The 26,116-nt window shown below is 39.8% G+C and carries 17 protein-coding genes and 1 pseudogene; 10 read left to right on the top strand and 8 right to left on the bottom strand.

Annotated features, from left to right (window positions below; translation table 11 throughout):
• The first annotated feature begins 740 nt into the window (after positions 1-740).
• On the top strand, positions 741-893 hold the full coding sequence (locus ACFIMI_RS05490; RefSeq protein WP_273790835.1) for a DUF5993 family protein: 153 nt from the start codon (positions 741-743) through the stop codon (positions 891-893).
• A gap of 10 nt (positions 894-903) precedes the next feature.
• Positions 904-1,485: a disulfide bond formation protein B gene (locus ACFIMI_RS05485; protein WP_375613594.1), complete on the top strand. Its 582-nt coding sequence runs from the start codon at positions 904-906 to the stop codon at positions 1,483-1,485.
• Positions 1,486-2,173: 688 nt separating this feature from the next.
• Here ACFIMI_RS05485 and ACFIMI_RS05480 read toward each other — a convergent pair.
• From ACFIMI_RS05480 to ACFIMI_RS05470, 3 genes are all read right to left on the bottom strand, one after another.
• Positions 2,174-2,578 carry a hypothetical protein gene (locus tag ACFIMI_RS05480; RefSeq protein ID WP_375692312.1) on the bottom strand — a complete coding sequence of 135 codons (405 nt, stop codon included), beginning with the start codon at positions 2,576-2,578 and terminating at the stop codon, positions 2,174-2,176.
• Between the two features lie 1,381 nt (positions 2,579-3,959).
• Positions 3,960-4,331: a helix-turn-helix domain-containing protein gene (locus ACFIMI_RS05475; RefSeq protein WP_375631465.1), complete on the bottom strand. Its 372-nt coding sequence runs from the start codon at positions 4,329-4,331 to the stop codon at positions 3,960-3,962.
• A gap of 356 nt (positions 4,332-4,687) precedes the next feature.
• Complete coding sequence (locus tag ACFIMI_RS05470; protein WP_375631465.1) at positions 4,688-5,059, bottom strand: helix-turn-helix domain-containing protein; 372 nt, start codon at positions 5,057-5,059, stop codon at positions 4,688-4,690.
• 1,232 nt (positions 5,060-6,291) lie between these two features.
• Between ACFIMI_RS05470 and ACFIMI_RS05465 the strand changes: the two genes are divergently transcribed.
• From ACFIMI_RS05465 to ACFIMI_RS05445, 5 genes are all read left to right on the top strand, one after another.
• Positions 6,292-6,489 carry a hypothetical protein gene (locus ACFIMI_RS05465; protein ID WP_375611668.1) on the top strand — a complete coding sequence of 66 codons (198 nt, stop codon included), beginning with the start codon at positions 6,292-6,294 and terminating at the stop codon, positions 6,487-6,489.
• Between the two features lie 770 nt (positions 6,490-7,259).
• Positions 7,260-7,478, top strand: coding sequence for a translation initiation factor IF-1 (gene infA, locus ACFIMI_RS05460; protein ID WP_004857577.1), 219 nt, complete (start codon positions 7,260-7,262; stop codon positions 7,476-7,478).
• A gap of 242 nt (positions 7,479-7,720) precedes the next feature.
• Positions 7,721-8,434, top strand: a complete 714-nt coding sequence (locus ACFIMI_RS05455) for a Maf family nucleotide pyrophosphatase (RefSeq protein ID WP_375611669.1) — start codon at positions 7,721-7,723, stop codon at positions 8,432-8,434.
• A gap of 21 nt (positions 8,435-8,455) precedes the next feature.
• On the top strand, positions 8,456-8,740 hold the full coding sequence (gene yacG / locus ACFIMI_RS05450) for a DNA gyrase inhibitor YacG (protein ID WP_375611670.1): 285 nt from the start codon (positions 8,456-8,458) through the stop codon (positions 8,738-8,740).
• A gap of 475 nt (positions 8,741-9,215) precedes the next feature.
• On the top strand, positions 9,216-10,424 hold the full coding sequence (locus ACFIMI_RS05445; protein WP_375692311.1) for an MFS transporter: 1,209 nt from the start codon (positions 9,216-9,218) through the stop codon (positions 10,422-10,424).
• Positions 10,425-10,851: 427 nt separating this feature from the next.
• On the opposite strand, the gene ACFIMI_RS05440 is transcribed toward ACFIMI_RS05445, so the two are convergent.
• Positions 10,852-11,223: a helix-turn-helix domain-containing protein gene (locus ACFIMI_RS05440; RefSeq protein WP_375692310.1), complete on the bottom strand. Its 372-nt coding sequence runs from the start codon at positions 11,221-11,223 to the stop codon at positions 10,852-10,854.
• Between the two features lie 1,759 nt (positions 11,224-12,982).
• Positions 12,983-14,014 carry a DUF3472 domain-containing protein gene (locus ACFIMI_RS05435; protein ID WP_375613817.1) on the bottom strand — a complete coding sequence of 344 codons (1,032 nt, stop codon included), beginning with the start codon at positions 14,012-14,014 and terminating at the stop codon, positions 12,983-12,985.
• Positions 14,015-14,471: 457 nt separating this feature from the next.
• Here ACFIMI_RS05435 and clpB point away from each other — a divergent pair, with 457 nt between their 5' ends.
• On the top strand, positions 14,472-17,051 hold the full coding sequence (gene clpB / locus ACFIMI_RS05430; protein ID WP_375692309.1) for an ATP-dependent chaperone ClpB: 2,580 nt from the start codon (positions 14,472-14,474) through the stop codon (positions 17,049-17,051).
• A 404-nt stretch (positions 17,052-17,455) separates the two neighbouring features.
• Here the strand turns inward: clpB and ACFIMI_RS05425 are convergent, their stop codons facing one another.
• Positions 17,456-17,827 carry a helix-turn-helix domain-containing protein gene (locus ACFIMI_RS05425; protein ID WP_375692340.1) on the bottom strand — a complete coding sequence of 124 codons (372 nt, stop codon included), beginning with the start codon at positions 17,825-17,827 and terminating at the stop codon, positions 17,456-17,458.
• A gap of 1,635 nt (positions 17,828-19,462) precedes the next feature.
• Between ACFIMI_RS05425 and ACFIMI_RS05420 the strand changes: the two are divergent.
• Positions 19,463-20,655 (top strand): annotated as a pseudogene (locus tag ACFIMI_RS05420) (MFS transporter).
• A 658-nt stretch (positions 20,656-21,313) separates the two neighbouring features.
• The gene (locus tag ACFIMI_RS05415) at positions 21,314-21,709 is read left to right on the top strand and encodes a hypothetical protein (RefSeq protein WP_375692308.1); all 396 of its coding nucleotides are present in this window, start codon (positions 21,314-21,316) and stop codon (positions 21,707-21,709) included.
• Between the two features lie 1,297 nt (positions 21,710-23,006).
• Here the strand turns inward: ACFIMI_RS05415 and ACFIMI_RS05410 are convergent.
• Both ACFIMI_RS05410 and ACFIMI_RS05405 read right to left on the bottom strand, forming a co-directional pair.
• Positions 23,007-23,375, bottom strand: a complete 369-nt coding sequence (locus ACFIMI_RS05410) for a helix-turn-helix domain-containing protein (RefSeq protein ID WP_375611676.1) — start codon at positions 23,373-23,375, stop codon at positions 23,007-23,009.
• Positions 23,376-25,072: 1,697 nt separating this feature from the next.
• A complete protein-coding gene (locus tag ACFIMI_RS05405; RefSeq protein ID WP_375671972.1) occupies positions 25,073-25,441 on the bottom strand; it encodes a helix-turn-helix domain-containing protein in 369 nt (122 codons plus the stop codon).
• Between the last annotated feature and the right edge of the window lie 675 nt (positions 25,442-26,116).

Raw genomic sequence — 26,116 nt, 5'->3', positions numbered from 1 at the left:
ATGACAGAGAAACAGTTATTTTTCAAATAAGGCGGAAAGCTAAAAATTTAAAGGGGATCTCGAGAGATGAAAAACTAAAGTATTGAAGGCATGAAGCACTTCTTGTGAGGGGGGAGGGCAATGTCACGGGGTGGCGTGGGACCCATGAGGCTGTTGAGCTTGCGGTATTGTCTTTTATTTAAGATAAGAGGGAAAAATGTATTGGGGAAAAGCCATTGATTATAAGTTTTTTTTAAAAAAATGTCTTATTTTTTATTTGCTAAAATAAACAAGATCACCATATGATATAAAATCTGTTGCAATTTGAAACATTGCTTATGAGAAAAAGAGATTTTTATGTCAAAAATGTGTTGCAAAATGAGGATATTCTTTTGAGAAAAAAAGAGATGTATATCTCTCGATTTCAAAGCCTATTTATTTTGTTGTTCAAGTGATTCTTTTGTGAGTGGGGGATATAATCTTTATAGGGGATATAATCTTTATAATTGTTGATATATCTTTAACAATGGCTGATATAAGGGGAAGCGAATAATCAACGCTTTTGTGCTTTTAACGCTTTTGTTGAGATGTGCTTCTGAGCGATTATATCGTTTTTTCACTTAAATATAATGGCAATATCAATCGCGAGTGACGAATTGTGAATAATAAATCCATGGTCTCTTTTTTGCCCAATTTTGTAATATGGTGAACGCTGAAATAAATAAGAGTTAAACAACGGATGTAAAGGAGATTTAAAAGCTATGTTTCTTCCATTTTTAATCGCTTTAGGTACTGCAGTAACGACTATGTGTGGTAAAAAAAATATAAGTTATGCTTTGTGGGCAATTTTATTCGTTGTCATTCTTCTCACTTTCAATCATCACGCAACTTCTACTTTAAATTTATCTTTTTGAGAGAATAGCCATGGAACATGTTGAACAAAAAAATCCTCACTTCGTCATCTTTATGAATACGCTAGGACTCTTTGGGTTATCTATTGTCTTGGTGGTGGCTTTTTATTATCAATTGGTAAAGTTTGAGTTACCTTGTCCCCTTTGTTTGCTGCAGCGCGTTGGATTGATGCTGGCAGGTTGTGGGTTCTTACTCAATATTCACCATAAGGTGAAAAATACCCATTATGGTATGGTTATTCTTGGTTGTATGGTAACCAGTGCTGTGGCAGCACGGCAAGTGTTTTTGCATATCACACCCGATGATTTAGGATATGGTTCAACGTTCTTTGGATTGCATTTTTATACTTGGGCTTTCATTATTTCTGTCCTTTGTATCTTTGCTGTCTCATTTGTCATGATTTTAGGCGAGTTGGCACACAAGTTCAAAGAATTTTCTCCTTTTCCAGTCTTGAGTAAAGCGGCAAGTTTTTTATTTGTGTTTTTGATTGCGGCAAATTTGATTTCTACCATACTGGAATGTGGTGGTGGACAGTGTGCCGATGATCCTGTAAGGTATGAATTGTTATCAAATTGGTTCCCTTCACAGTCTTGAAATTTTTTAATAATCCCTCATCATAATTTTTATTGTTAAAGAGGCGGAAATATTTAAGAATCCGCTTCTTTTTTATTTATTGGGAAGACATTTTAGCAAGATTGTTCGATAATCTGATCTTTTATACCAACGCTGGCTTTTATGAGCGCTGGCGATTGATATTTTTTTAGCGAAGACTTGTACTGTGAACCTTTTATGCTGTCTTTTGAGAGAGATGAAGGGATTGATTGGCTTGGAGGCGTTTGTAGAGAAGCCCCGGACTTTTGAGCCGCGTAGGTTAAGAAGCCTCGTTTTTTAAAGGTGTATTAACGATAAAAATTTTTTGTTCTTGATTTTTCTTAACATTGTGTTAAATTGATCTTTGTATTCATTTTGGTGCTTCTAAAGCGTTTTTATTGCTTCTAGAGGGATTAATTTAAAATTTTGAAAGTTATGTGAATAATTTTCTGCAGAGGTTTGTTTATTAGAGGCAAACCTTTTTTTTTATCTAACTTTTAGATGTTTTCTTTCAGTGTGAAGCCTTTTTTAGAAAAAGGTAAGCGTCTTGATGATGCCTCTTTTTTTATTAATATATTGATTTATAATGATAAATAACCATTTTTAACGTGAAGCACTTCGCTGAATATAATAAAAATTTCTCATCACCAGTTCTCTTATATTAAATCAATTAAAATTACTTGCTTGTACATCATAAGCGGGGGGCATGTGGGGCAAAACTGTACAAGAAAGGCATGCCTTTAATGAAGAGTCTCTTGAACCGAAGGCTGTCTGCAACATTGGGAGCTGGCAGAGTTTTTGTGATGATGCCAGCCTCGTTTTTCCATAAGCGTAAACTTGTTTTTCCATAAGCGTAAAGATAAGGGGGCTGAATGGATTTTATACACTTCATGGGGGCTTTAACCATTCCTTTATGGGCGGCGTTTTGCAAAATGGGTGTGACGAGCGTTGAGAGATCTTTCTTTAAAACAAGCGTGTGAATATGCAACGCAAGTCTATTCCTTTTGGTGCGTTTTGTATTACGAAAAAATATTGACTTATAAGGATAAGTTATCGTTGCGAATGTTGAATGAGAAAAACGAAAAGCTTCTCTCATCTCAAACTTTCTTATAGTCAATTAATTAAATGTACTCTTCTACGTTACAAAAAAGCACTGGATGTAAATAAAAATTCTTTTAAAAGTCGTAAAATGCTTCTTACAACCCCTTTTGATGGCTAGAATTTGTCAAAAAATTTTATGCTGGTTAATACAAATAATAGGGCAGTTTATATCTATGATTTAAGTGAAAATAGGGGGGATTTAGATGAAAAGGGAGGCGAGATTTTAATGACAGTTGTTGAATACGTTATTGTGTAATGCATTTTTTACAGATTTTCTGCTTTCTGTAAATGCGTAAAAGCGTAAAAACGGAAATATGTAAAAAAGAAAGCTGGGACTTTATGCGTGGTGTATGATTTTATCATGGTATGGAATGTGGAGAGAAGATTGGGGGGGGATGAAGAGGCGGGGGTGTTGACGAGAGAGGAGGGTGTGGGGGTGAAGAGTTTATGAAGGGAAGGGGGAAGTTGGGATGAAGAGGTGGGTGTTGGGATGAAGCGAGGGAGGGGAAGTTGGGATGAAGAGGCGGGTGTGTTGACCAGAGAGGAGAGAGGGTGTGGGGATGAAGAGGCGGGTGTGTTGAGGAGAGAGGAGAGAGGGTGTGGGGGTGGGGAAAGTTGCTTTTGAAGTGAGATTGACCGGTGCTTTGTGTGATCTTACTTTAGGATAGCGAAGGGGCAAGAATATTTTAAAATAGGACATATCTGTCGCGTTTGATGCAACATCATTCTTTGTGGTGTTGTGATCTGAAGTGCTTGGGGGAGATTGGCTAGGCAAGAAGCTGGGTTAATACTATTGTTTATAGAGTGGCGTGGGGTGGAAGTTTCATTTGGCTTTATTCTGTGAATCTGTAAAAGCGTGAAAACGTATATTCGTGAAAAAGGAGTAGAGGATTTGGGCATTGTGTATGCTTTTGGCATGGCATGGAATGTGGTGAGATAAATGGGGAAAGAGTTTCTGTGAATGGAGTGGTAAGCTGGGATGAAGCGAGGGAGGGGAAGTTGGGATGAAGAGGCGGGTGTGTTGACCAGAGAGGAGAGAGGGTGTGGGGGTGGGGAAAGTTGCTTTTGAAGTGAGATTGACCGGTGCTTTGTGTGATCTTACTTTAGGATAGCGAAGGGGCAAGAATATTTTAAAATAGGACGTATCTGTCGCGTTTGATGCAACATCATTCTTTGTGGTGTCATGATCTGAAATCAGCAGGGGAATTTGCTAGAGTAAGAAGCTGTATTGTTGACAAACCTATGTTTACAAAGTGGTGCGAGGGGAATTTGAAAGTTTCATTTGGCTGCTTTCTGTAAATGTGGAGAAGCATCAAAACGTTGATCCGTAAAATGTAAAATGATGCGGAGGATTTATGCTTTGTGTGCGCTTTTGCTTAATCAGAAATCAACCATAAGATTGCTTTTTGTTTTTTCGGCTGGAGCTCTCTAAAATTTTTCAAAAGTGAATGTTCTTTTTCGCTGTATGTTTCTTGATCATAGTGTGAGGCATTTTTTTCTACTGAGACATCTTCTTTTGTCACAATGTCTGTATAAAAAAAGCTCATGGGAACTTGTAGTTTTTGAGCGATTTTGAGTAAACACCCTGCGCTTACACGATTGAAGCCTTTTTCATATTTTTGGATTTGTTGGAAACTGACGCCTAAATAGTTTCCTAATGCTTTTTGAGAAAGCCTCATGGCAATTCTTCTTTGACGAATTCTTTTGCCTATCAAAATGTCGATAAAATTTGGATTTTTGGTTTGCACTTCAAGCCCCCCTCCGGTTGCGAGCGCCCTCGCATTGGTATTCCGGGAGGTTGGATTCACTGAACTTAAACAGTCTCTTGTTTTTAGTGCTTAAAGCACTTGGACATAACAAAAGCCCCCGGAATTTCCGGGATAGCCATAATTGTTTATGTGTTAAGTTTTAAGGAATCCAACTCCTTATTGACCGCTGCGTAGACGACCAAAAAACACAGGCTAATTCATAAAGTAATTTCAGGAAATTGGCAAGAAAAATCAATATCCCATAAAATGGCGTGATTTGGAAGGGTGTGGAGTGCTGGTTTGAGTTTTACTTAAGGAGGTATAGAATGGAATAATGGTAATTGTTGTGCTTTTGCTTAATCAGAAATCAACCACAAGATTGCTTTTTGTTTTTTCGGCTGGAGCTCTCTAAAATTTTTCAAAAGTGAATGTTCTTTTTCGCTGTATGTTTCTTGATCATAGTGTGAGGCATTTTTTTCTACTGAGACATCTTCTTTTGTCACAATGTCTGTATAAAAAAAGCTCATGGGAACTTGTAGTTTTTGAGCGATTTTGAGTAAACACCCTGCGCTTACACGATTGAAGCCTTTTTCATATTTTTGGATTTGTTGGAAACTGACGCCTAAATAGTTTCCTAATGCTTTTTGAGAAAGCCTCATGGCAATTCTTCTTTGACGAATTCTTTTGCCTATCAAAATGTCGATAAAATTTGGATTTTTGGTTTGCACTTCAAGCCCCCCTCCGGTTGCGAGCGCCCTCGCATTGGTATTCCGGGAGTCTAAAAGTACTGAGCTTAATCAGCTTTTTGCTTTTAGTGCGGAAACGCACCTGGACATAGCAAAATCTCCCGGAATTCCGGGATACCCGCAATGCGGGATAAATTTATGTATTAAGCTTTCGGGCTTTTAGCTCCCTATTTGATCGTTGCGTGGACGATCAAAAACACGTGCTTATCAATAAAGTAATTTCAGGAGATTGGCAAGAAAAATCAAAATAATCTCAAAGACTATAAGATTGGGTACTTTTTAAAAAAGTGCGAAATATGGATTATAAATCGCGTTTTTTTGCTATCAAAATATCGATAAAATTTGGATTTTTAGTTTGCACTTCAAGCCCCCCTCCGGTTGCGAGCGCCCTCGCATTGGTATTCCGGGAGTCAAAAATACTGAACCTAAATCAGCTTTTTGCTTTTAGTGCGGAAACGCACCTGGACATAGCAAAATCTCCCGGAATTCCGGGATACTCGCAATGCGGGATAAATTTATGTATTAAGCTTTCGGGCTTTTAGCTCCCTATTGGTCGTTGCGTATACGACCAAACTTACACTTTAAGTGATAAAGTAATTTCAGAAGATTGGCAAATGAAAATAGTTTTTATTTATAAACTTTATTTTTTAATGAGAGGCTTTCCGCCTCTCAAACTCTCCGGAACGCTCACCAAAATCATGAGATCAGACCCGCGTTTAATGAGGGGACTAACAATCCTAGGTTCTTAAGGTCAAGGAGACCATTACATGGCGCCTAACGGCGTCCTTGACCCCCAGAACTTAACGGCTTGTTTTGTCCCTCTCACGCGGCTCCGAAATCATGATTAGAAGGGGAGCTTATAGGGGGAGTGATATCAGGCATATCAATTTATCAAGGTGTTTTTAGAGTGTATGATGAGTATTTTAGGCTGGATTTTTTTGTCGCGTTTGATGAAATAATCTCGTTTGAGGGGTGATCTGAAGTGCTTGGGGGAGATTGGCTAGGCAAGAAGCTGGGGTAATACTATTGTTTATAGAGTGGTGCGGTGTGGAAGTTTCATTTGGCTATATTCTGTAAATATGTAAAAGCGTAAAAACGGAAATATGTAAAAAAGGAAGCTGGGACTTTATGTGGGGTGTATGCTTTTGGCATGGCATGGAATGTGGTGAGATAAATGGGGGAAAGAGTTTTTGTGAATGGAGTGGTAAGCTGGGATGAAGCGGAGGGAGATTGAAGGGAGAAGAGAGTGTGGGGGCGGAATAGGAATGAACAGACTAGAGGGGGGTAAGAGGCGGTGGTGCGAAGGGATGCGTAAAGGATGGTGTGAAGGAGATAGCGCTTTGTTTTTATGGTACTTGATGAAGTGGTGTCATTTGAGGGGGGCTGAAGTCCGTGAATGTGGGGTGATCTGAAGTGCTTGGGGAGATTGGCTAGGCAAGAAGCTGGGGTAATACTATTGTTTATAGAGTGGTGCGGTGTGGAAGTTTCATTTGGCTTTATTCGGTAAATACGTAAAAGCGTGAAAACGGAAATGTGTAAAAAAGGAAAAGGCTTTATGTCGTTAGAGGCGTTGTGGTTAATGATACGCAATGTATAGGGATCGTGTTTTCAAAGGTAGGAAGAACAACATAAATGGAAAGAGTGGCTTAGAGGAAGCGTGTGAAGAGAGAGAAAATGGGGAAGGCTGTATGGGAAATGCGTAGAGTATGAAGTGTGGGGCAGTGAAGCATGTTGTGAATGGTGTGTGAAGAATGGAGAAGGTTTTTGAGAAAAGGAAGGGCTTCTGGCGTGGGGGGAGAGTGGTGTTTATCTGAAGGGCGCATGTTTAAGGTGTGGAAGGTGAGGAAAAGTTGGAGAGAGGATGATTGTGAGTAAGTTGTGGAGGGATTAGTCAGAGGTGTTGGGAAAATGCTTTAGGGGAAAAAATTAGCGTAATTTCTTGTCACACTGAAACCAAAATCATCATAAAAATTGAAGGAAATTAGCGGGTAAAATTGGTGGAAAAAAAGTTTTGATTCTTAAGGTGTGGGATGACGTTTTTTGAGAACATGAGAGAGTAAACTTGAAAAACCTTTCCCTTTTTGTGGAATTTTTATTCACAAACTTAAGAAAATAGGATATGAACGCTGGAAATAACGCGCAGCTTAACAAAATATGTGCACTGTAAAGGAAATGTTTGTTTATGTCAAAAGAAGAAGTTTTAGAATTTTCTGGTATCGTTACTGAACTCTTACCTAACGCGATGTTTCGTGTGAAACTGGAAAATGATCATGAAATTATTGCCCATACCGCTGGTAGAATGCGGAAAAATCGTATACGGGTGTTGGCCGGTGATAAAATCATGGTGGAAATGACACCTTATGATTTGACAAAAGGGCGTATTACATATCGCTATAAGTAGCCTCGTGGGTGGCTTGCACTTTTTTCTAAAAGCTATCATATTATTTCTATTATTTTTTAACAGTTTTTTAGTTTGCTTTTCATGAGTGAAAAAAGGGGAGTGTTTGAAGAGCCTTGAAAAACTGTAAAATCGATGCGGAAAAAGGATAAGGAGATCAATAGCGCTTAAAAGGGAGGCTAAAGGGGCGCTTAAAAGGGGGCGCTAAAGGGGGCGAGAGGGAAGTCAATTGTGAAGGGGTGGAAATGAGAAATATAAGAGAGTGGGGGGAAAAACGTTTGGCAGATACTCTTACAGAAGAAATTCATTTGGTGCTTGCCTCCGCTTCGCCAAGGCGTTTAGCGCTCTTGGCACAAATAGGGATTGATCCCCAGCAGGTTTATGCAAGCGATATTGATGAAACGCCAAAATTAAAAGAACATCCTGCAAACCTTGCCAAACGTTTGGCAAAAGAAAAAGCACTGAAAGCCCAAAAAATTTTGCGCTGGTACAGTCAGAATGGTCAAGACGAGTTGCAGAATGGTCAAGAAAAATTACCTGGACAGAAAATGATTATCTTGGCGGCTGATACGGTGGTGGCTGTTGGGCGGACCATTTTCCCCAAACCAGAAAGCGAGGATGAGGCTTATGAATGTTTACGATACCTTTCTGGGCGTTCGCATAAGGTCTATGGTGCCATTTGTGCGCTCAATGAACGTGGAAAAATAACCGTAAAATTGGTTGAAAGTCGTGTTCGCTTTAGACGCTTAACCTCTGCCATGATGAAGGCTTACCTTGCTTCAGGAGAGTGGCAAGGGAAAGCAGGTGGCTACGCTATCCAAGGAAAAGCAGGGGCTTTTGTTGTCCATATCACGGGTTCTTATTCTAATGTTGTGGGATTGCCTTTGGCTGAAACAGCCGATCTCTTGACCGCTTATCACTATCCACTTTTCACTCACTGGGCTGAACAAACGCATTAGAAAAACTTTAAGGTAAGATCAATGCAAGGTGAAAAGCAACAAAAAGAGAAAAGCAAAAATGAAAAAAAAGCAACAGAAGAAAAGTTAATGAAGAAGCCAATGACAAAGGTGTGCCAAGAACAAAAAGAGCTAAATTTGCAAAAAGAGACCCGTCCTCCACATCCTTGTCCTATTTGTGGTCAGATGTCACAAAAATCTTCTTATCCTTTTTGTTCCACACGGTGCCGAGCTATTGATCTTAATCGTTGGCTTTCAGGCTCTTATATTTTACCACCCCCACCACAAGTAAGTGATGAAGAAGAATAAAGAGTTCTCTTGAGAAAGAACGCTAAAGCGTTTTTTTGTGTGGAAACTGAAGGGGAGGCGCGCGGGATTATCGTAAATGTATTTAAGAGCTGGATTAACGGCTTGCTTATTATCGTCATTCGCAAAGACGCAGATTAAGTTCAATCAACGATGGAAGTTTTAATACATATCTAAGACTTATCTCCAGAGGTTTTGTTTACCATGGATAATTATAAATTGCTTTGTTGCATGAAGGTCGATGGAGCTTTGTTGCGTGAAAGTTGTTGGTGCCTTTAGGGTGTGAGGAAAAATTGGTCATCTAATCAGTATTGCTAACGAAAAAGAAGGGGTGCGTGTTTTTGTGCAAAGAGACGTGGTAATAAAAAGTTGCTTGTTGGTGCTTTGTTGCGTGAAAGCTGTTGGTGCCTTTAGGGTGTGAGGAAAAATTGATAGTTCAATCAGTATTGCTAACAAAAAAGAAGGGGTGCGTGTTTTTGTGCAAAGAGACGGGGCAGTAAAAAATCGCTTGTTGGTGCTTTTGCTGGGTAATGGCGTGGTGTCATTTGGCGGTTGGATTGATTATATCGTGATTTTGACCGTATCTGTGTTCACGTGGAAAGCTGATCAATATGATGTCGCTTTTATTGGAGCGGCAACATTATTACCTGGTATCGTTCTGTCTAAGCCAATTGGAATGTTGGTAAGTCACCGTTCTATGATCCATTGGTTGCGGGCGTCACTGCTGTTACGGGCACTCTGTACTGTCGGTTTATTGATGGCGACGAGTCTGCAAGGATTTATTATACTGGCAGTTATTCGAGCGACATTCAACAGTCTAGCCATGCCTGCAATTTCCGTTCTCAGTGCAAATTCGGTGCCTGAAAACGGACGGACTCGTTACTATTCTGTGCTTAACATGATCAATAGCGCGGCAAAGATGATAGGACCTGCTTTGGGGAGTGCTCTGTCTGTACTTTTATCAGATACCTATACTTTATTGTTTTCTGGATTTTTGACATTGCTAGGCTTTATGGTGTTTTGTTGTCTTGGTGCACAACCTGTCTCGTCGCTCATGATAAAAACAGCGAATACCATAAAATCAAAGCAGAGGCTTTATGGGACAACTTGGTATGCCTATGTGGCGGTGATGTTTGTGTATTTTGCCATGATCTTTATGGTGAATAATCAGTTGCCGGTTATTCTTAGTGCAATGAAAATGAATAAACAGGCTCTTGGGATGCTGGTATCGGCTTCGGCAATCGGTAATTTTCTCTATGGATTTTGGAGTGTGAAACAATCAAAGTATAAACCCCTTACAGGCAAAATATCAGAGTTGTTAATGCCGGCAATGTCAACAATGATTGGTTTTGTCATGATCTCAGTGTGCTTTTTTTACTTTAATTTACTCCGTATTGAGACTTTGTTGCTCTGTTTTTTCCTTATTGGAATGGTTAGCGCTTACTTTTCCATATCTTCTAATGTTTATCTGGTAAGCAATTTCAATGAACAGATTGGATTGGCTTCCGGATGGGTGCAGTCTATACAAAATTTAGCTATGTTGGTGGCGCCGTTTGTTGGAGCGTTTGTTTTAGGTCACACTTCGGCTGGAAAATTGTTCCTTCTTTCTGGATTGAGTGGATTATTCTGTTTATTGGCTATCAGGATATTGCTGAACCGTTCTTTGTTAATTGTTCGATCTCAATGATTGGCTCATCAATAAAACAAATGTTTTAAATCATTTTTCTGAGATTTAGAGGACGTGGAGATAATCCAACATAGAGCAGCTTTTTTGACGTTATAGGTTTAATCTTTGATTTTTACTTAACCGCTCATATTTTTTTTCGGGGCTTTGCCTTCTTGACGCTGTTCTACCGTCTCGTAAACGCAATAGGGGGCATGGTTTTGAGTAACAATGTCATTTTTGTTTAACTCCGCTTTGCTACGAATAGCCAAACTTAAAAAACTCAGCTGCCAATCCTTAATCAGCTTGACTTGAAGCAATAATGGAAACAGAAAACGAGGAGCTATAGTGTGAATTATCTTATATGCCGTAAAATATCATTCTTGGAGGTATGGTGATATCAGGTATGGGAAACTTTAGGCAGGGGGTATGTTAATTGTTGTGCTTTTGCTTAATCAGAAATCAACCACAAGATTGCTTTTTGTTTTTTTGGTTGGAGGTCTCTAAAATTTTTTAAAAGGGTGTGTTCTTTTTCGCTATATGTTTCTTGATTGTGGTGTGAGGTATTTTCTTTTGTGGGAAGATCTTCTTTTGTAGCAATATCTGCATAAAAAAAGTTTACGGGAACTTCTAGTTTTTGAGCGATTTTGAGTAAATACCCTACGCTTACACGATTTAAGCCTTTTTCGTATTTTTGGATTTGTTGGAAACTGACACCTAAATGGCTTCCTAATTCTTTTTGGGAAAGGCTCATTGAAATGCGTCTGTGGCGGATTCTTTTGCCTATCAAAATGTCGATAAAATGTGGATTTTTAGTTGGCACTTCAAGCCCCCCTCCGGTTGCGAGCGCCCTCGCATTGGTATTCCGGGAGGTTGAAAATACTGAGCTCAGTCAGCCTTTTGCTTTTAGTGCTTACCGCACTTGGACATAGCAAAAGCTCCCGGAATTCCGGGATACCCGCAAAGCGGGATAAATTTATGTACTGAGCGTTCGGGTTTTCAACTCCCTATTTGATCGTTGCGTGGACGATCAAAAACACACTTTAAGTGATAAAGTAATTTCAGGAGATTGGCAAGAGAAATGAAAATAATTTCAAAGACTATAAAATTGGGTACTTTTTAAAAAAGTGCGAAATATGGATTATAAATCGCGTCTTTTGCTTAATCAGAAATGTCGATAAAATGTGGATTTTTAGTTGGCACTTCAAGCCCCCCTCCGGTTGCGAGCGCCCTCGCATTGGTATTCCGGGAGTAACAAGTACTGAACCCTAGTCAGCTTTTTGCTTTTAGTGCTTAAAGCACTTGGACATAACAAAAACTCCCGGAATTCTAAGGATATTCGCAAAAGTGGGCTCAATTGTACGCTCGGACTTAGGGCTTTTAGTTCCCTGTTGATCGCTGCGTAGACGATCAAACTTACGATATTTATTCATAAGGCAGTTTCAGAAGGTTGGCAAGAAAAATGAAAAATTTTCTATTCTGTTATACCGTAAAACGGCGCTATTTGAAGGAGGAGTGAAGAGCTTGAATATTCAGGGTAGGGCTTTGATTTGTTGAGCCTGATGAAGTGCTGTCGTTTGAGGAGGGTAGTCTGAAGACTGTAAGGGGACTAGGCAAAAAGCTGGGTTCGTTTTCAGAACAGTGTTTACAGTGCAGCGCGGGTGGTGATGTGGAAATTTTATTTGGCTGACTTCTGTAATAACGTAAAAGCGTTAAAACGTATATCCGTAAAATGATGCGGGGGATTTGTGCTTTGTGTATACTTTTATTTGGCGTGGAATGTGGTGAGATAAATGGGGGAATGCATTTGTGAGTGGAGAGGGGAAAGCTGGGATGAAAAGGGGTGTTAAGTGCGTTTTCTGGAGAAGAGTATGTGGAGAATATTTGGAGGAAGGGCTTATTTGTCTTGTCTGATAAAGCGCGTCTTTTGAGGGGTGGTGATAATTATATGAAGTGATCAGTAGTCCTTCCCTAGATAAGAAGCTGGATTGTTTACGGACCAGTGTTTATCGAGCGGTGTGGGGTGGTGAATCTTTCGTTGGCTGTTTTCTGTGAATGTGTAAAAGCGTAAAAATGTGAATCTGTAAAAGTGAAGAGGAGGATTTATGGATTTATGCATTGTGCGTGTTTTGGGGGCACGTTGGGTTTTTGCATGGATGGGGTGAGATAAATGGGGGGAGAACGAGCTTGTTAATCGAGGAGGGAAGCTGGAATGAAGAGTGCTGTAAGTCGTAAATGTTTGATGGGAGAGAAAAAGGAGTGCGTGGAATGGGAGAGTGCCTATGGACAAGGGGGAGGGTGTGGATAAGAGGTGGGGGTAGTTTAAAGGGATGCGTGAAGGGATGGTGTGAGGGTGATAGAAGAGGGAGGTGAGGCTTTTATTAAAGGGTGCTGTGGTTTTGAAAGGGGGTGAGAATGGAGAAAATACGCTGGAAAGTATGATGATGAGGTGAGCTAAAGGGATGAGAGCAGGGCTCGAAAAAATAACTGGGAAAGGGAGCCGTGGTGGGGAAATGAAAAAAAACTTTCTCACCCCCAGTTGTTTTCAAAGGGGAGTGAGGGGCTTATCAAGAAGAAAAAAGCTAGTTTCTTTTCATAATCTTCCAAGTTTTTCCATCAGACATATACATAATCTTTTGACCTGTGGTTATCTTTTGTGTGCCGTGAGTGGTGTGAAGCGTAGAACTGAAAGCCGCTAGATGATCTATAAAGATTGATTTCCACTTAAATGAATCAGGAGATGGCAAAAAGATATTGGGTGCCCAAGAACGATTTTTTGAACGAATAACGACAAGCTCTTTTTGTTTCAAAACGTTAGAAATTGTTTCTGCAGACAGATCTTTCTCATTGGAAATTTGTATTTCTGGTTTAGTAGTAGGCGAGGCTAAACCTCCAAAGTCGCTTATACTTGTCATGCAAAAGTTGGATGTACATGATGTTTGGATGAAGTCAGAATCTTGACACTTTCCTTGATTAGAAGCTTTCAGACTCCCTTCGTGTAGCTTGTTTTGTTTTATGCCTTGAGGCTCAAAAAAAATCGAACTTTGCGGACTTAAATCATAACAGGAGGAGAGATGTCTCTTCCAACGAGAATGGTCTTCAACAAAACTTGAAGATTTACGGAGTTGTCCAAATGTATTTGGTACTTCTATGGTCCCAATATTCACTTTTTTACCCGTTATAAAATCGACTACTGTCGCTGTAACTAGATTTCCATTTTTTTCAACATATAATCGATATCTGCGTCCCATCTCCCATGGAAAGTTAATTTCACATCGTACTCCTGAACCTTCCTGAGTAAAATGCTTACATGTATTACCCTTCCATCCCGTTGCATTCCAGATAGAAAAATGAATGGTACGGCCGCTCCTGTTGAAAAAACCAATTTGTCCACTTTTTCCATTTTGGAATTCAAATTTATTTCCCCAGAAATAGATGGAGTTAGGCCCACCATCGTAATTTACTTGCTGGGTGAAAACAAATAGATCAAATGATGCATTTTTAAGCCATTCATGCTCTATTGTAATAACTTTGCCGGCAAAAACGGCATAGCTTGGTTTACTTATCAGAAGGAATAAAAGTATTAAAATAACCTTTTTTACAGTATGGTACATACTCAAATCCTCTATCTTAATAAAAATAGTGTAACTTTATAAGTATTAAAGCACATATTCAATGTTTTGTTAAGTAAAATTAGAGAAAATACTTTAATGTTTACTATAAACTATATGCTGTAAAGACTACTTTGTTTAAAGTGTTTTTGCATGCTCCTTTTCTGCTGTTCAAATTTAAGTTTAATGGTGGAATTTAGGGGTGATGGTTTAAAAAGGGGAGTGATGATGGGGGGTATAAGAAAAGTTGCGGTTTTTATTTAAAATGATAGCGTATTTTTTTTCTCCCTCTTGCTATGAGGCTTGTAGAAACCCATATTCTTTTTAGCACTATGGTTCTTCTTCTTGCTGCTTTTTTCGCGGTGTTTTTTAGAGGCTGGAAAATCCTTTCTGGATGTTTCTTTTGTGGAATATTGGAGAGGTTAAAGTGTGGTGATGGCTTGAGATTTAAGGAAAAAAAATGAACTTGGAAAAATATAGCGAACGCGTGCAGGGTTTTTTACAATCAGCACAAAATAGCGCTCTTGCTTCTGATCATCAGCAGTTTATGCCGGAGCATTTCCTGAAAGTGTTGTTAGACGATTCTCAAGGATTGGCTGCATCGCTTATCCAAAACGCTGGTGGTGATCTTACTCTTATTCAAAAGGCGCTAAAAGAAGCACTTGATGCTTTGCCTAAAGTGCAGGGGGGAAATGGACAGCTCTATCTTTCGCAGCCATTGGCAAAAGTTTTCGCGCTGGCTGAGGATATTGCGAAAAAAGCCGGTGATCAGTTTGTGACCGTGGAGCGCATGTTGCAAGCGCTGATCATGGAAAAGACCGCAAAAACAGCCGATATTTTAACAAGTGGAGGATTGACCCCGCAAGCGCTTAATCGGGCAATTAATGCGCTGCGGAAAGGAAAAACAGCAACAAGCCCCCATGCCGAAGGACAATATGATGCCTTGCAAAAATATGCCCGGGATCTCACAAAAGATGCCCGTGAAGGAAAACTCGACCCTGTGATTGGGCGGGAAGAGGAAATCCGCCGCACTATTCAGGTGCTTTCACGGCGGACCAAAAATAATCCTGTGCTTATCGGTGAGCCTGGGGTGGGGAAAACAGCTATTGTGGAAGGGTTGGCATTGCGCATTGTTAATGGCGATGTGCCTGAAACTTTGCGGGATAAACAGCTTCATGCGTTGGATATGGGAGCGCTTATCGCTGGTGCAAAATATCGTGGGGAATTCGAAGAGCGCCTTAAAGCGGTGCTGGCAGAGGTGCAAGCTGAAAATGGACAAATTATCCTCTTTATTGATGAATTGCATAATCTTGTTGGCGCTGGAAAATCTGATGGTCCTATGGATGCTTCTAACTTGTTAAAGCCTGCTCTTGCACGCGGAGAACTCCATTGTGTGGGCGCTACTACGCTCGATGAATATCGAAAATATGTCGAAAAAGATGCTGCTCTTGCACGCCGCTTTCAACCTGTCTTTGTACCGGAACCCTCTTTAGAGGATACTATCTCTATTTTGCGCGGTATTAAAGAAAAATATGAACAACATCACAAAGTGCGCTTGGCTGATAGTGCTTTGATTGCGGCGGCGCGTTTGTCTAACCGCTATATTACGGATCGCTTCTTGCCGGATAAAGCTATTGACCTTATCGATGAAGCGGCGGCGCGTTTGCGCATGCAGGTCGATTCAAAGCCGGAAGAACTCGATGCTGTTGATCGGCGTATTTTACAGTTGAAGATCGAACGGGAAGCTTTGAAAACAGATGTCGAGCCAACAGCAAAAGAACGTTTGGAAAATGTGCAGGAGGAACTCAAAACATTGGAACAACAGTCCGCTGAGATGACAAGTGCTTGGCAGGCTGAGAAACAAAAATTAGGGCATGCTGCTGATTTGAAAAAACAACTCGAAGAAGCCCGTAATGCTTTGGCTATTGCACAGCGTGATGGACAATTCCAACGCGCTGGAGAGCTCGCTTATAGTGTCATTCCTGAACTCGAAAAACAATTGAGTATTGCGGAAAATGATGACCAACAAAATCATCTCGTTGAAGAAACGGTTACAGCTGAACATGTGGCGCGGATTGTTTCGCGCTGGACCGGTATTCCTGTTGATCGAATGCTGGAGGCAGAACGGGAGGCGCTGTTGCGGATGGAAGATGAAATTAGCAAACGTGTGATTGGGCAGGGAGAGGCTGTTCAAGCCGTTGCGCGCGCTGTACGGCGTGCGCGTGCGGGGCTGCAAGATCCCAATCGTCCGCTGGGGTCTTTCATGTTTTTGGGTCCTACTGGTGTGGGGAAAACCGAATTAACCAAAGCTCTTGCCGCTTTTCTTTTCCAAGACTCCAATGCCATGTTGCGCATCGATATGTCGGAATATATGGAAAAACATGCTGGGGCGCGGCTGATTGGGGCACCTCCTGGATATGTTGGATATGAAGAGGGGGGGGTGCTGACCGAAGCTGTACGTAGAAGACCTTACCAGGTCATTCTGTTTGACGAAATTGAAAAAGCACACCCTGATATTTTTAATCTCTTGTTGCAAGTGTTGGATGAGGGACGCTTGACTGATAGTCAAGGACGTACCGTCGATTTTCGCAATACCTTGCTGATTATGACTTCTAATCTTGGTGCTGAGTTTTTAACTGCTTTGCCTGAAGGGCAAACAACCGATCAGGCAAAAAATGATATTATGAATGTCGTTAAAGCGGCTTTCCGTCCTGAATTTTTAAACCGTATTGATGAGATTATTCTCTTTCAAAGGCTGCAACGTCACGATATGGAAGCGATCGTCGATATTCAGATAGAACATTTGCAAAATTTGCTCAATGAACGCAAAATAACTTTGCAAATCGAGCCAGAGGTGAGAAAGTTTCTTGCCGATAAAGGCTATGATCCGCTCTATGGTGCGCGTCCGCTTAAACGGATTATCCAAAAAGAAATTCAAGACCCACTGGCGGAAAATATCTTATTTGGAAAAATTCACGATGAGACGACGGTGAAAATTACAAAACAAGGAGATCGGTTGGAATTTTTGCCTGAAGATTAAGTTTGGAAAAATTCATGGTATAAAGGGCGGTGATAATCCTATTATGTGATAAACACCGCTCTTTGAAGCGTGCTGATTTAGAAAAATTCACGATGAGACAGCGGTATTTTATTGCAAAGCAAAGGGAGTGGCTGGTGTTTTTGCATGTTAAATCAGCGTTTTCGAATATCGTAGGATTCTTTTACTTCTGTTTGTCGTGAAAACTATTTTCTTGCAATTTTATAAGTGAAGTCACAAGCGGGATTGCTTTATTGCTTTGTGCGTAAAAACGTTAGAGAGAAATGCCGTTTATCCGCCGTAAAACATTGCTCTTTGAAGGGGTGTGGGGAGCTGATCTGAATTTGACTTAAGGATGTTTCGTTGTTTGATATATTAGCAAATAACGTTGATCGTTGCTCTTTTTCCTAATCAGAAATCAACCACAAGATTGCTTTTTGTTTTTTCGGCTGGAGTTCTCTAAAATTTTTCAAAAGGGTGTGTTCTTTTTCGCTATAGGTTTCTTGATTGTGGTGTAAGAGGGTTTCTTTTGTTGAAAGATCTTCTTTTGTGGCAAGGTCTGCATAAAAAAAGTTTACGGGAACTTCTAGTTTTTGGGCGATTTCTAGTAAACATTTGGCACTTACACGGTTTAAGCCTTTTTCGTATTTTTGGATTTGTTGGAAACTGACACCTAAATGGCTTCCTAATTCTTTTTGGGAAAGTCCTATTGAAATGCGTCTGTGACGGATTCTTTTGCCTATCAAAATGTCGATAAAATGTGGATTTTTAGTTGGCACTTCAAGCCCCCCTCCGGTTGCGAGCGCCCTCGCATTGGTATTCCGGGAGTTAAAAACACTGACTTGACTCAGCTTTTTGCTTTTAGTGCCAAAGCACCTGGACATAGCAAAATCTCCCGGAATTCCGGGATACCCGCAAAGCGGGATAAATTTATGTGTCAAGTCTTCGGGTTTTTAATCCCTATTGATCGTTGCGTAGACGACCAAAATTACACTTTAAGTGATAAAGTAATTTCAGAAGATTAGCAAGAAAAATCAAAAATTTTCTATTCTATTTATGCCATAAAACACTGCTCTTTGAAGGGGTGTGAAGAGCTAGAATATTTGAGGGCAGGCCTTGATTTGTTGAGCCTGATGAAGTGTTGTCGTTTGAGGGGCGGGTCTGAAGACTGTAAGGGTACTAGGCAAAAAGCTGGATTCGTTTATAGACTATTGTTTATAGAGCTGTGCGGGGTGGTGAACTTTTCGTTGGCTTTGTTCTGTAAAGATGTAAAAGCGTAAAAATGTGAATCTGTAAAAGTGAAGTGGGGGGATTTGTGGATTATATATTGTGCGTGTTTTTGGTCACTTTGGGCTTTTGGGGGCGTGGAATGTGGTGCGAGAATTGGGGGGAAGTGTCTTCGTGAATGGAAGTTTAGAGGAAGAGTGCTGTTAAGTTGTTAAGTGTGTGACGGGAGAGAAAAAGGGGAATGGAGGATGAAGAGAGTGCGCATGGATAGGAGGAGATGTGGGTAAGGCGGTGGTGCAAAGAGATGCGTGAAGGATGGCGGTTTTGGAGATAGGGCTTGATTTGTTGAGCCTGATGAAGTGTTGTCGTTTGAGGGGGGGGACTGAAGACTGTAAGGGTACTAGGCAAAAAGCTGGGTTCGTTTATAGACTATTGTTTATAGAGCGGTGTGGGGTGGTGAACCTTTCGTTGGCTTTGTTCTGTAAAGATGTAAAAACGTAAAAATGTGAATCTGTAAAAGTGAAGTGGGGGATTTGTGGATTTATATATTGTGCGTGTTTTTGGTCACTTTGGGCTTTTGGGGGCGTGGAATGTGGTAGCGAGGATTGGGGGGAAGTGTTTTCGTGAATGGAAGTTTAGAGGAAGAGTGCTGTTAAGTTGTTAAGTGTGTGACGGGAGAGAAAAAGGAGGAATGGAGGATGAAGAGAGTGCGCATGGATAAGAGGAGAGTGTGGGTAAGGCGGGTGTTGCAAAGAGATGCGTGAAGGATGGCGAGGAGATAGGGCTTGATTTATTGAACCTGATGAAGTGTTGTCGTTTGAGGCGTGGGTGGGTGTAAGCTTTATTTTGTGGGGAAAGCTGCTTTTTGACGTGGGATTGTAGATTAGTGCTGGTTGGGAATTTTCATTCTTTGAAACGTGGGGCGGAGGTCAATGTACTAATATAGCAGATTGTGATCTCATAATTTTTACATTCTTTCTTTTTTAAAGCAAATAAGCAAGAAAAATTAATATATTACTTGATATTAGAGTAAATGCTTATATCAAGAGGAGTATTTCTTTAAAAGTTTTCACTTAACTTATTAAGCGATTTATTAGAATAAAAGACTCTTCTGAAGTTCATATCACCAATTGTATCGAAGGAAGTGTAACTTTAAGTGTAGAAAAGTTTAATATCGGATGGTTGATATGAATTTGTTTTTAAAAAAGAGTCCATTAGCTCTTTTTTGCTCTCTCTTTATTTCCAAAGTTGGTGATTATGCTTATGAAGTTGTTTTTATTTTACTGGTCTTAGAATTAACAGATAACACCTTTTTTACAGGTCTTGTGTATTTTTTTCGATTTATCCCTTTTCTCTTTTTTGGCCCTATAGGAGGTTGGTTAGCGGATAATTTTTCTTTGAAGAAAAATATGATCTTAAGTGAAGTTGTTAGATTATTAGCTTCATTGTTCTTATTTTTGCAGCAATATGTACAACGATAGGAAGAAGTATTTTCCAACCAAGTTTTCAAGCTGCTATTCCCAGAATGTTTTCAATAAAAGATCTTACAAAGGCCAATAGCATTGCTCAAATTATCATGGAAACGGCAGCTGTCATTGGCCCTTTGGTTTGTTCCATACTGCTTTTTTTAGCAAATAAATCGGCAGTACTCATTTTTGATTTTTTTACCTATTTTATATCTATTATCGTGTTATTTAATCTCATGAATTTAAATTCAAGCGAGAATAAATCATTCAATTTTATAAAAATTTATCGAGAAACAGCTTCATATCTTAAATATATTTCTACAGAAAATAATAATTTATTTATTACGCTCGTTGGCTCATCGTTTGCTATTCTCTTTACGGGTGCTATTTTAAGATTTTTAATTCCAGCTTTTGTTCTTTTTGTGGGGGGAGAGGAGAGCCTTGTGAGTTATATTTTTTCTCTCATGGCTGTTGGAACTATTGTTGGTGGTTTGTTATATAGTAAAATTATATTAAATATTACATCGTTGAAGCTCATGATATTTTGGCTTCTTTATGGGGTTATTCTGTTTGTTATGCCCTTAGCTGCAGAAATTTATTTAAAATTCCTTCTCGTGTTAGCATTTGTTTTAGGATTTATTGGTGCCTTTGTGGATATTGGTTTAGTCTCAGCTATTCAATTATATTCTCGTCGTGAAGATTTTGGTAAGAGTTTTGGAACCTTTTCAACTTTAGCGAACTCTGCCGAAGCAATGTCTGGCTTTATTGCTGGACTTTTGGCTCTCGTGGGATTGTTAAGCTCTTTTTTAGCGATGTCCGCATTAATTATTTCCACGGGAATTATTGGCGTTGTAAAAATTAAGAAAAATAAAGAGTTAACACCTCTTAACACGACAGTCGATGACGACCATTGATATATTTTATATCTCCATGCCGTTTCTTTTTTTTTAAAGACGGTTTTGCTCATTATCTTATTCATGAGGTAAAAACACCGCTCTTTGAAGGGGGGTGATCTGAAACGAATGAGTGGTCAGTGGTGGAAATTTGCTAGGCAAGCATTTGAATTCTTTACAGACCGTTGTTTATAGAGTGGTACGGGGTGGATGAAGCTTTCCTTGGCTTTGTTCTGTAATGATGTAAAAGCGTAAAAATGTGAATCTGTAAAAGTGAAGCGGAGGATTTATGGGTTCATATATTGTGCGTGTTTTTTGTCATGATATGGAGGGGTGAGAAGGATTGGGGGAAAGTGTCTTCGTGAATGGAGGGGAAATGAAGGGTGCTGTGCGTTGGTTTATGTAATGCAACACACCATGAAAGTAAGTATACATATACTATATGTATACTATATGCTTTACATGTGTTTTTTCGTACTTTTAACATATATATTTTGTGTCTTAAACATAAGCTTTGAGTACTATGAGAGATGGTGGTCGTTTTTTTAACAAGCGAGAAAGTGATTAACTAATGCTTGATAGTAAAGCAGTATGTTGTTAAGGCTATTCTTTGAAAGGAGGCTCTTATTTCTGGTGTAGGAGCTTCTCAGAAGAGAATGCAATTAATAGGGGAGTTAAGATGTCAAAATATTTATTTCCGTTACCGCTTGTATTGGTGGCTGGTTGTGCATCTATCAGTAATTATTCATCAAGTTATGTCAGTCCAAATATTACGAAAGATGATGTAAAATTAATTGCTAACGATTTTGTTCGTAATCTTAAAAAACCTTTACCGCCCGCTACAACAACACTTATTGTGAAAAAAAATAAAACAGAAGACAACTTTACTCCTGTATTTATTAATCTCTTGCGACGGAATGGATATAACGTGATCTATACAGATCAACCAAACAAACAGCAAAATGGTGTAATCTTGACTTATCAAATAACGCCAATAAAGACAGGTATCATGTCTATGGTTTCTTATGATGAGGTTGGAGTAACGCGTTATTATTTCCGTACTTATAATAGATGAAACCCCTTTGCCGGTTTGTCTCAAAAAAGTAGATAATGAAGAAATGTGTTTCAGGGGAAGTGTTGGGATTGAATTAATCAATAAAAATTTGCAGATATGAAAATTGCATATTCAGATGACAATTATTCGTCGTCTCGTTTACAATTTCAGTGTTGTAACGAAGAAAGATGTCGTTTTATCTGTTTGCAATCTTTCATGTTCTGTCTCAGTTATATAGCGCTTTTATCGTTTCTGTCTTATAGAAAATTACTTTCTGTTCTACGGCTCTATATGCCAATCTAATAGTCAGATCTAAACAATCAAATTCATATGAACTCTTTACAGAAATCTGTTGTTTGAGATTGTTGGAAAGGTGTTTTGTTTTTATCAAATTGTCGCGTGGTGGTTTGGGAGTTTCCTTTGGCTGCATTCTGTGAAGATGTAAAAGCGTAAAAATGTGAATCTGTAAAATGAAGTGAGGGATTTGTGCTTTGTGTGGGCTTTTATCATGGCATGGAATGTGGTCAGAGAACTAGGGGACGCGTTTGTGAATGGAGCGGGGAAAGTTGGGATGAAGAGGGGTGTTAAGTGCGTTTTCTGGAGAAGAGTGTGTGGAGAATGGCTGTGAACAGATTGCAGAGTTGATGTGTAAAGAGATGTGAAGAGAAAAATCTCGTGGTGGGCGTTTATATTCTATGCGGAGCTTAACAATTATATTTGCGTCTATATTTGTATGGGGGATATCCGTGAAATGGGTGTGAGAAGCATTGAGAGGTGTTTTTTTAATAAGTGGGTGAATGAGCAATACAATGAAAGCCTATTTAGAGGGGAAATCCTATTTAGAGGAAATCCTATTTAGAGGGAATTCTATTTAGGCGGAAGCCCATTTAGAGGGATGCCTATTTAGGAAAAATCCTATTTTAGCTCTTGTTGTTTTAGACATTGTGTTTTGTATGAGGGGCATTTTGCAGAAAAGGTGTTTTGAGGGATGCGGCTCCCTTAAAGAAAAACACAAAAGTATCAAAAGAAAAATATAAAAACTTGACAAGGTAAATGTAAAAAGGTATCATAATGATACAATCGGAATTGTGCGTTTAAATCAGAAGAGATCTCTTGATAAAATTCTGTGAGAGGGGTGGGGATGTGATTTTGGTGTTTGTTATCCTATTTTGAAGTTTGATCCTATGATGTCGTAAACCGGTGCCGTAAACCGTTTTTTGAGATGTGGTGATATCAGGCGGCAAGGCTTTAGGCAGAGGGGAATATTGGCAAGGATGTCGATTGATGCGCTTTTGCCTAATCAGAAATTAACCACTGTCTAATCTGAAATTAACCACAAAATTGCTTTTTGTTTTTTCGCTTCGAGCTCTCTAAAGTTTTTCAAAAGCGCGTGTTCTTTTTCGCTGTATGTGTCTTGATCGTGGTGTAAGGCATGTTCTTTTGTGGGAATATCTGCTGTTAAAAGGTCCGCATAAAAAAAGTTCATAGGAACTGCTAGTTTTTTAGCAATTTCGAGCAAACACCCCGCGCTTACACGATTTAAACCTTTTTCATATTTCTGGATTTGTTGAAAACTGACACCTAAATGGCTTCCTAATTCCTTTTGAGAAAGTCCCATTGAAATGCGTCTGTGACGGATTCTTTTACCTATTGAAATGTCATTAAAATGTGAATTTTTAGTTTGCACTTCAAGCTCCCCTCCGGTTGCGAGCGCCCTCGCATGAGTATTCCGGGAGTTTGAAAGCACTGAGCTCAGCCAGCCTTTTGCTTTTAGTGCTGACAAGCACTTGGACATAGCAAAAGCTCCCGGAATTCCGGGATACCCGCAAAGCGGGATAAATTTATGTACTGAGCGTTCGGGCTTTCAAATCCCTATTTGACCGTTGCGTGGACGATCAAAAACACAGATCAATTCATAAGGCAATTTCAGAAGATTGGCAAGAAAAATCAAAATAATTTCAAAGACTATAAGATTGGGTACTTTTTAAAAAAGTGCGAAATCTGGATTTTTAGTTTGCACTTCAAGCTCCCCTCCAGTTGCGAGCGCCCTCGCATGAGTATTCCGGGAGGTTGAAAGCACTGAACTCAAATCAGCTTTTTGCTTTTAGTGCTGACAAGCACTTGGACATAGCAAAAACTCCCGGAACTCCGGGATACCCACAAAGTGGGGTAAATTAACGTTTGAGTTTTCGGGCTTCAACTCCCTATTGATCGCTGCGTAGACGATCAAGGCACCTTTTGAGTGATAAAGTAATTTCAAGGGATTGGCAAGAACAATTAAAAGATTTGGAAAATGAGAGCATTTTTTTGTATCTTAAAAATTATCTCATTATCTTCTTATGCCTTATGCTGTAAAATATTGTCATTTGAGGTAGGGTGAGATGGGGCATTAGAGGCAAGGATATGCCGTCGAGGGACCTTCAAGCATATCAATTTATACGGTGCTTTTTGTGAGAGTGTCTGGATATTGGAGGGTAGGGGTTATCTGTGCGTGTCTGGTGAAACAGTATTCTTTGAGGGGTGGTGAGAGGTGGTTGCCCAAATGCAATGTGCTCGATAAAAAGTGGGATTGTTAACAGACTCTTGTTTATTGAGTGGTGGGTTAGTTTGGAAATTTTGTTTGGCTGCCTTTTGTAAAGATAGAAGAGCGTAAAAACGTGAATCCGTAAAAGTGAAGTGAAGAATTTATGCGTTGTATGCTTTTGTCTTGGCATGGAATGGGGGGAAAGGACTGGGGAACGAGTCTGCAAATGAAGTCGAAAGCTAGGATGCAGAATGTGAAAATTGGCGCTGTGGGAGAAGCTTTTTGGTGTGTGTGAAGCTTTGTCTTTTGGGTGGGGTCTTTGCTTCGAAGCGGAATTGATCGGTATTTGTAGGAGCTTTCGCTCTTTGTGTTGGAGAGGGATGGGTGTAAGAATATTCAGAAAAGCCTTGCTTGTTGAATCCGTTGTTTGAGGGGTATGGTGTGCTGATCTGTCTGAGTGGTTGGTAGGAGGAAACTGCTACAAGATGTTGGATTCTTGACAACGCAGTGTAAGACGCTGGTGGAAAAGTTTCATTTGGTTGCTTTCTGTAAAGATGTAAAAGCGTAAAAACGTGAATACGTAAAAGTGAAGTGAAGGATTTATGCGTTGTATGTTTTTGTCTTGACATGGAATGTGGTCGGAGAACTAGGGGACGCATTTGTGAATGGAGCGGGGAAAGCTGGGATGAAGAGGGGTATAAATCGCGTTGACTGGAGAAAAGTGTGTGAGGGAATATTTTAGGGCAGCGCTTATCTGTCGTGTCTGATAAAATTGCCTTCTTTGAAGTGTCGTGATCTGAAGCTTATATTTTAAGGATGTTGGATATATTGGCGAGGGATGTTGATGGGTGTGCTTTTGTCTAATCAGAAATTAACCACAAAATTGCTTTTTGTTTTTTCGGCTGGAGCTCTCTAAAGTTTTTTAAAAGGGCGTATTCTTTTTCGCTGGTGGTATCTTGATCGTGGTGTAAGGCATGTTCTTTTGTGGGAATATCTGCTGTTAAAAGATCCGCATAAAAAAAGTTCATAGGAACTGCTAGTTTTTTAGCAATTTCGAGCAAACACCCCGCGCTTACACGATTTAAACCTTTTTCATATTTCTGGATTTGTTGAAAACTGACACCTAAATGGCTTCCTAATTCCTTTTGAGAAAGTCCCATTGAAATGCGTCTGTGACGGATTCTTTTACCTATTGAAATGTCATTAAAATGTGAATTTTTAGTTTGCACTTCAAGCTCCCCTCCGGTTGCGAGCGCCCTCGCATGAGTATTCCGGGAGTAGTAAAGTACTGAGCTCTAGTCAGCATTTTTGCTTTTAGTGCTTATCACACCTGGACATAGCAAAAACTCCCGGAATCCCGGGACACCCACAAAGTGGGTTCATTCTTACGCTAGAGCTTAGGGCTTTACTATCCCTTATTGATCGTTGCGTGGACGATCAAAATATCCTTTGAGTGATAAAGTAATTTCAAGGGATTGGCAAGAACAATTAAAAGATTTGCTATACGGTTATAGTGTAAAATAGGGATGTTTGGGGGCGGTAATCTGATGTTAGTAGGGGAATTTATTGGGTAAAAGGTTGGATGATAGTTTAAAACCGGTGCGGGGTGGAAGCTTTATTCAGCAGAGGAAAATTTGCTTTTTGAAGTCGAATTGTAGATCAGAGCTTATCTGGCGTGTTTGATGAAACACCATTCTTTGAAGTGTGGGATAGCTATATGAAATAATCAGCAGGGGAATCTGATAGACGAGAAATCAGCTTGTTGCAGACCCGTGTTTACAGAACGGTGCGGGGTAGTGATTTGAGCGTTTCGTTTGGCTGCGTTCTGTAATGATGTAAAAGCGTAAAAATGTGAATCTGTAAAATTATGCGGAGGATTTGGGCTTTATGTGGGCTCTTATCTT

The organism is Bartonella sp. AP4SXKL, from assembly GCF_042195845.1.
Taxonomy (GTDB): domain Bacteria; phylum Pseudomonadota; class Alphaproteobacteria; order Rhizobiales; family Rhizobiaceae; genus Bartonella.
This window is presented reverse-complemented; position numbering and strand designations above follow the sequence as displayed.